This is a genomic window from Trebonia sp., from assembly GCF_049794275.1.
Classification (GTDB): domain Bacteria; phylum Actinomycetota; class Actinomycetes; order Streptosporangiales; family Streptosporangiaceae; genus Trebonia.
Genome location: NZ_JBARCR010000381.1, coordinates 1 through 7,872 on the forward strand (window position 1 = coordinate 1; position 7,872 = coordinate 7,872).

6 protein-coding genes are annotated in these 7,872 nt (G+C 69.9%); 2 read left to right on the forward strand and 4 right to left on the reverse strand.

The genetic code is table 11. The features are described 5' to 3' along the window. Positions 1-292, reverse strand: a 292-nt coding sequence (locus tag WA805_RS10365) for an RpiB/LacA/LacB family sugar-phosphate isomerase (protein WP_425242232.1), incomplete at its 3' end; no start/stop codon positions are given. A 187-nt stretch (positions 293-479) separates the two neighbouring features. Between WA805_RS10365 and pepN the strand changes: the two genes are divergently transcribed. Beyond that, positions 480-3,014, forward strand: coding sequence for an aminopeptidase N (gene pepN / locus WA805_RS10370; protein ID WP_425242233.1), 2,535 nt, complete (start codon positions 480-482; stop codon positions 3,012-3,014). Positions 3,015-3,068: 54 nt separating this feature from the next. On the opposite strand, the gene WA805_RS10375 is transcribed toward pepN, so the two are convergent. Beyond that, positions 3,069-4,799, reverse strand: coding sequence for a proline--tRNA ligase (locus WA805_RS10375; protein ID WP_425242234.1), 1,731 nt, complete (start codon positions 4,797-4,799; stop codon positions 3,069-3,071). A 480-nt stretch (positions 4,800-5,279) separates the two neighbouring features. Here WA805_RS10375 and WA805_RS10380 point away from each other — a divergent pair, with 480 nt between their 5' ends. Next, entirely contained in the window at positions 5,280-5,819 is a 540-nt protein-coding gene (locus tag WA805_RS10380; protein ID WP_422279832.1) for a hypothetical protein, read from the forward strand. Positions 5,820-5,825: 6 nt separating this feature from the next. Here the strand turns inward: WA805_RS10380 and WA805_RS10385 are convergent, their stop codons facing one another. Further along, complete coding sequence (locus WA805_RS10385; protein ID WP_425242235.1) at positions 5,826-6,242, reverse strand: hypothetical protein; 417 nt, start codon at positions 6,240-6,242, stop codon at positions 5,826-5,828. Then, the coding region (locus WA805_RS10390) for a penicillin acylase family protein (protein ID WP_425242236.1) at positions 6,235-7,872 on the reverse strand (1,638 nt) is incomplete at its 5' end. The genes WA805_RS10390 and WA805_RS10385, both read right to left, overlap by 8 nt.

Consider the following 7,872-nt stretch of genomic DNA (forward strand, 5'->3'; position numbering starts at 1 on the left):
GCCTGGCGAGCCGGGCGGTCTCTGTCGTCCAGGCCAGCGCGGCCCGGATACCGGGGATCTTGTTCGACGCGATCTGCTCGCCGTTGCCAGATCCGCCGATGACGATGCCCAGGCTGCCCGGGTTGCCGGCGACGGCGTACGCCGCGCGCAGCACGTACACGGGGTAGTCATCGTCCGGCACGTAGGTCTCGGGACCGCAGTCAACAGGCTCATGCCCCGCCTCGCGCAGCCAGGCGATCAGGCGCTCCTTGAGCTCGAAGCCGGCGTGGTCAGATCCGAGATATACCCGCACAGCGGAAGTCTGCCAGAAGCCCTGCGGCGCAGGGAGCGGGCCGCCGTAAAGTCCAGTCACAACCGATGACGGGATGGGCACACGGTGTAATATGCTCTGAAACACGCTAGGCGAGGCCAGGGGCGGATCTGCAGCACGCCGTGCGAAGATCTCATAATCACCCAGTCGATCACGAAGGGACCACCTGGTGGCAGACAACCTCACGCGCGACGAAGCACGGCAGCGCTCTGAGCTGATCAGCGTCGGCTCCTACCAGGTGGAGCTGGACGTGACCGGGGGCGAAGCAACCTTCCGTTCTGTATCGAAGGTTCTTTTTGACTGCGCGCGACCGGGGGCCGGCACCTTCATCAACCTCGTGGCACCGAAAGTCCACGCGATCACGCTGAACGGCGCGCCGGTGAGCCTCGACGCGTTCGACGGCGAGCGGATCGCGCTCACCGGGCTGGCGGCGGGCAACGAGCTCGTGGTCGACGCCGAGTGCGCCTACTCGCGCAGCGGCGAGGGGCTGCACCGGTTCGCCGACCCGGCCGACGGCAACGTCTACATGTACTCCGACCTGGAGACGTTCGACGCGCACCGCATCTACGCGTGCTTTGACCAGCCCGACATGAAGGCGGCGTACGAGCTCACCGTGCGCGCGCCCGAGGACTGGCTGGTGGTGTCCAACATGGCACCCGACCGCGAGGGCGGCGGCCCGGCCACCGGCGGCACGCGGCTGTGGCACTTCCCGCCCACGCCGGTCATGTCGACGTACATCACCCACGTGTCGGCCGGCCCCTGGCACGTGGTGCGCGACGAGCACGACGGGGTCCCGCTGGGCATCTTCTGCCGCCAGTCGCTGGCCAGGTACCTGGACCCTGACGAGATCTTCGAGGTCACCAGGCAGGGCTTCGACTTCTACCACGCCGCGTTCGGCATCAAGTACCCGTTCGGCAAGTACGACCAGCTCTTCGTGCCCGAGTTCAAGGAAGGCGCGATGGAGAACGCCGGCGCCGTCACCTTCCTCGAGGACTACGTGTTCAGGTCGCGGGTCACCGACTTCTCCCGTGAGTCGCGCGGCGAGACGATCCTGCACGAGATGGCCCACATGTGGTTCGGCGACCTGGTGACGATGCGGTGGTGGAACGACCTGTGGCTGAACGAGTCGTTCGCCACCTGGGCGGGCACCGCCGCGCAGGCGGAGGCCACGAAGTGGCGGCACGCGTGGACCACGTTCGCCACGGCGTACAAGGCGTGGGCGTACCGGCAGGACCAGCTGCCGTCGACGCACCCGATCGCCGCCGACATCCCGGACATCCACGCGGTCGAGGTCAACTTCGACGGGATCACCTACGCCAAGGGCGCCTCCGTGCTGAAGCAGCTCGTCGCGTACGTCGGGCGGGACAACTTCCTGGCCGGCGTGCGCCGCTACTTCGCCGCCCACTCGTGGGGCAACGCCACGCTCGCCGACCTGCTGTCCGCGCTCGAGGCGGTCTCAGGCCGCGACCTGACGGCCTGGTCGCGCGAGTGGCTGGAGACGGCCGGCGTCAACACGCTGCGGCCGTCGTACACCGTCGACGCGGCCGGGCGTTTCACGTCGTTCTCGGTCCTCCAGGAGGCGGCCGAGACCCATCCCGTGCTGCGCTCGCACCGCATCGGGATCGGCCTTTACTCCCGGACGGACGGTGTGCTGCGCCGCACGGCGTACTTCGAGACCGACATCTCCGGCCCCAGCACGCCGGTGCCCGAGCTGGTCGGCCAGGACCGGCCCGACCTGGTCCTCGTCAACGACGACGACCTGACCTACGCGAAGATCCGGCTGGACGACCACTCGCTGAAGACGCTGGTCAGCTCCATCGGCGAGTTCGACTCCTCGCTGCCCGCCGCGCTGTGCTGGGCGGCGGCCTGGGACATGACCAGGGACGGCGAGATGGCCACCAGGGACTACGTCCGGCTGGTGCTCGGCGGCGCGGCCTCAGTGCAGGACATCAGCGTGGTGCAGACGCTGCTGCGGCAGGCCGCGCTGGCGGTCCGCCGGTACGCCGACCAGGCCTGGCGCCCGGACGGACTCGCCCTGATGGCGTCGTCGCTGCGGACGCTGCTGCTGTCGGCGGCGCCGGGCTCGGACCACCAGCTCGCGTACGCCCGCTCGTTCGCCGGGGTGGCGACCTCCGCTGCCGACCTGGAGCTGCTGTCCGGCCTGCTGTCCGGCGCCGTGGTGCTTGACGGCCTCGCCGTGGACACCGACCTGCGCTGGACCCTGCTGCGCCGCCTGGTCAGCCGCGGGGTGCTCGGCGAGGCCGAGATCGACGCGGAACTGTCCACCGACGCTACCGACGCCGGCGAGCGGCACGCGGCCACCTGCCGCGCGGCCGTGCCGACCGCCGAGGCGAAGCGGGAGACGTGGGAGACGCTGACCGGCGGGAAGCTGACGATCGCGATGTTCCGCGCCACGCTGGTCGGGTTCGTCCAGCCGGACCAGGAGGCCTTGATCGGACGATACCGGCCCGCGTACTTCGCCGCCGTCGGCGACGTGTGGCGGGAGTGGAGCTCGGCGATGGCGCAGGACTTCGTCATCACCGGCTACCACGTGTGCGCCGTGGACACCGAGACGGTCGCGGCCACCGACGCGTACCTGGCCGACGGCTCGCCGCCGGCGGCGCTGCGCCGACTGCTCGGCGAGGGCCGCGACGACGTGCTCAGGTCGCTCCGCAACCAGGCCCGCGACCGCGCGGAGGCGTAGCTTTCGGCTTTGTCCCTGTTTTCTGTCGTCCTGACGACAGAAAACAGGGACAAATCACGGTCGGCCGGAGATCGCGTGGGCGATCGTCTTGCGGACGTGCTCGGCGATCTCGTCGAGCGGGACCCTGACCGTCTCGCCGGTCGCGCGGTCGGTGAGCTCGGCGATGCTGTCGGCCAGGCCGCGCTTGCCGATCGTCACCCGGAACGGGATGCCGACGAGCTCGGCGTCGCTGAACTTGACGCCGGCCCGGACCTGGCGGTCGTCGATGATCACGTCGACGCCGGCGTCCTGCAGCCAGCGGTAGACCTGCTCGCCTGTCTCCGCGACGGCGGGGTCGTCCTGCTGCGCGACCACCACGACGGCCTCGAACGGCGCGACCGCCGCGGGCCAGACGATGCCCTTCGCGTCGTGGTGCACCTCGACGATCGCGGCCATCGCGCGCTCCACGCCGATGCCGTACGAGCCCATGATCGGCCTGACCGGCTTGCCGTCAGGCCCCAGCACCGACAGGTCGAACGCGTTGGAGAACTTGTAGCCGAGCTTGAAGATGTGCCCGACCTCGATGGCCTTGATGACCTCAAGCGGCTGACCGTCGTGGATGCACGCCTCCCCTGGCTGCGCGGTGCGCAGGTCGGCCCACTGCCCGACGGCGATGTCCCGCGCCACGTCCACGCCGCGCAGGTGCACGTCGTCGGTGTTGGCGCCGGTGGTCATGCCGGCGCGGCCCCGCAGCGCGACGTCGGCGATGACCGGGTATTCCGAGACCCCGACCGCGCCGAGCGAGCCTGGGTGAGCGCCGAGCGCCTCGAAGATCTCGTCGGCCGCCGCCGGGCGGATCGCGACCGCGCCGGTCGCGTCGACGAGCTTCTGCTCCTCCAGGGCGTGGTCGCCGCGCACAAGTACCAGCGTCAGCTTCCCGTCGAGCACGTACACCAGGGTCTTGATCTGCCGGTCCGCGGGCGCGTCGTAGCCGGCCGCGAGATCCTCGATCGTGCGCACGCCTGGCGTGCCGAACCGCTCAGGAGCGGGCAGCGCCGCCACGGCGTCAACCGCCGGGTCCACGGCGGGCAGCGCCGACGTCGCCTTTTCCCTGTTCGCCGCGTAGTCGCCAGTCGGGCACACGATGATGTCGTCCTCGCCGGTCTCCGACGGGCAGACGAACTCGATGGAGTCCGACCCGCCCATGGTGCCGTTCGACGCCTCGGCCGGGACCGCGGGAATGCCGAGCCGCTCGAACGCGCGCGCGTAGGCCTTGCGGTGCAGGTCGAACGACTTGTCCAGCCCGGCGGCGTCCAGGTCGAAGCTGTAGGAGTCCTTCATGGTGAACTCGCGGGTGCGCATCAGCCCGGCCTTGGGCCGTGCCTCGTCGCGCAGCTTGGTCTGGAACTGGTACCACATCTGCGGCAGCTCCCGGTAGGAGCTCAGCTCGGTGGCCAGCGTCGACACGATCTCCTCGTGCGTCATACCGAGCGCGAGGTCAGCGCCCCTCCGGTCCTTGAGCCGGAACATCGCCTCGCCCATCAGCTCCCAGCGGCCGCTGCGCTGCCAGACCTCGGCCGGGTGCATCACCGGCATCAGGATCTCCTGCGCCCCGATGCGGTTCATCTCGTCGCGGATGATGTCGATGACCTTCAGCCGGACCCGGACCGCCAGCGGCAGCAGCGAGTAGTGCCCCGCCATCAGCTGGCGGATATACCCGGCGCGCAGCAGCAGCCGGTGGCTGGGCGCCCCCGCCTCCGCGGGGTCCTCGCGCAGCGTCGGGATGTGCATGGTTGACCAGCGCACGATTCCACTCCAGTTCTCGTCCTGCGCGTAGTGTAGTGGCCCCGCCCGGTTGACCGTCTGCTCGTCGCGGGTCAGCAGCAAACACGTTCCGCTGTCATCGCATTGCACTTTGTTATGCTTTGTCGCCGTTTGCAGGTAGCGTGAGGCCATCCCGGCAGTTGGGGTCCTACCGGGCAAGGGTCGCTCCACGCGCGTAGAAGTAGCGCGAGGCACCTGTTGTTTATAACACAACACGTGTTATACTGGAGGAAACTTGCCTGCGAAAGAGATCCTCGATGCCCTACAGGAACTTGCTCATGCCGGGTGGCGGGTCCAGCTCGCTGGCAGCCGGGCTCACGCCTATGCACGGGCCTACTGTCCGGGCGCGGAGACAGGGTGCCCGCCGCTGACCGTCTACGGCACGCCGAAGGTGCCCGAGCATGAGGCGGCGAAGATCAGGAGGGCACTGCGGAGATGCCCGCATGAGAAGGAACGGGAAGCGTGAACACCTACTGGTTTGACCTCGAGGTCAGCGGGCCCGTGACCGACGACCACGTCGAAGCGCTCGGCGATGTCCTCACGGCTGCGGGAGGTATCGACGCCACCGTCCAAGCCGATGAACGGGGCGGTGTCGTCATGTTCGTTCGCGAGGCCGACGACGCCATCCAGGCCGTGATATCGGCGATCGAAGATGTGACTGCCGCAGGCATAACCGTCATGAGTGTCACGGAAGACCTGGTCGTCACCGACGAGATCGCCGAACGCGCCAAGGTCACCCCCGCTGCGGTCCGATACTGGATCAGCGGAGCGCGCGGGCCTGGCGGGTTCCCGGCCCCGAAGGTGCGGCGACAGCGCGCAAGCCTGTACTCCTGGGCAGAGGTGTCCACGTGGCTTGCCGCCGCGAAACTCGGCGAAGTCGACTACCAGGCCGCCCAGGTTGCATATGCGTGCGCTCTGGTCAATGCAGCCCTCACCGTCAGAAACGGCATGCGTGAACTCCCGGCCCACGACCGTCCGCTGCTCGCCCGCCTAGTCGCATAGAGCCGCTTATGGGCGGGGCCTGGGCAGGAGGGCGCGGGTTAGCCAGGCGCCGGCTAGGGCCTGGAGCGCGGCGAGCAGCAGCGTTGCCACGATCGTGACTGCCGCGTACGGCGGGAGGCCGGCCAGGCTCGCGATGGCCCTGGCCGTCGCACCGGCCGGGAGGTCGCGCAGCGCCAGCAGCCACATCGGGATGGCCCAGCCCGCCACCGCGGCAAAAACCGCCAGCACAACCATCCGGCGCCAGCGCAGCGACGCGACGCCCGCGGCGACGCCAACGATAAACGGCACGAACCAGGCACCGGCTTCGGCCGTCGCCGCGACCAGGGCCGTGAGCACCACGAAGGCCGCCGCCCAGCCAAGCGGCCCCGGCACGCCGCGCGCGGCCGGGCGCGGCTCGGCGCTGACGACGCCCTGGTCAGCCATTGAGGCTCCACTCGATCGAGCCGGCCGGCGCGCCCGGCACCGGCAGCGGCAGGTACTGCCCGTCCCACCACAGCGGCACGAGGTTCGTGTACCACGGGGACGCGGGGTTCTCCGACTGGCCGCCCGGATAGACGCCGACCGCGGACAAGGCGCCGGCGTCGAACGTCACGATCATCCGCCAGCTCGGGCCTGTCGTCGCGGTGAGGCCGCCGTCGGCGGCGTCCTCGCTGAAGGGGTCGCCGCTGGCCGCGCGCGGCCCGTACCCGAGCCCCGCTGCGTCCTCCACCGAGGGGAACGATCGTGCGTGCTCCCGGCCCCACGTCCACGTCGACGGCGATCCGCCGAACTTGGCGGACAAGTGCGTTACCGCCTGCCGGAACGCCGCCACCATCGCGGCCGGCGCGCTGCCGGGACCGCGCCCCGAAGGCCCGCGGAAGGCCGCGTTCGACGCATCGTTCAGCGTCCACGCCTCCAGGTCCTCGTTGAGCGGCGCCTGCCCAGGGCCCACCGCCAGCCCGTCGACGTCCCGGCCGACGGGCACCTTGCCCGCCTTCCACCAGGGCTCGAACACCGTGGTCAGGTAGTCGTTCCAGAACGTCCACCACACGGTCGCCGCGGCCGACCCCGCGTCCATGGCGTAGTTCCAGGACGAAAGAAGGGAGACCACCGAACGCTGCGAAGAAGACAGCGAGGCGGCACCCAGCGCGGTCAGCAGCGACGGCAGCACCCGGGACGCGAGCGAGTCCGTCACATTGTTCTGCAGCGCCGCGACCGACGCGACCGACAGCGGCTCGTGCGACGCCAGGTACTTGTAGGCGTAGGCGGCGCGGTACCCAGGGTCATAGAAGTCAGCGCTGGTGCCGATGTAATACGGGTACGCCGCTGTGACCGGCCGCTGGTTCGCGGTCACGATGAGGTGCGACGGCGGGTCGTACACCTGGGGCACCGCCTGGACCGGGATCACCCCGGTCACGTCGCAGGCGCCGGTGCCCGGCATCGGCAGCCACGGCCGGCACCCGGCGGCGACCTGCGGGTAGTAGCCGGGCGCGATCACGCCGATGTTGCCCGCCTTGTCCGCGTAGACGAAGTTCTGCGTCGGCGCCCGCCACCCGGTCAGCGCGGCCCGGAACTGCGTGAAGTCGGTCGCCTCGTTGATCCCGAACAGCGCGGCGATGTCGTCCGACGGCACGTTGCCCATCCAGTCGACGGCCATCCGCTGGCCGGCCTGCGTCATGATCGGCCCGTGCACCGTGATGTCCACGGCCAGGTTCACCGTCGCCCCGCCGCGCACCGGAATCGTGTAATGCACCACGGTCATCGGCCGCCACGCGCCGCGCCAGTAGTAAGAATCGTCGCGGATGCGCTCGGCGTAGTAGCGGGTGGCCGCGTTCTGCGTGTCAGTCAGCGACCACGCGATGTTCGCGTTGTGCCCGAGCAGGATCCCCGGCAGGCCCGGCACGCTGACGCCGGACACCTGGTACCCCGGCGCGGACAAGGCCACCTCGTACCACACTGACGGTTCCGTCTGCGGCAGGTGCGGGTCACCGCCGAGCAGCGCCCCATCCCCCTTCACTGCGGGCCCGTTCGCCGCCCACGCGTTGCTGTCCGGGTACTGGTGGATCTGGTTCGC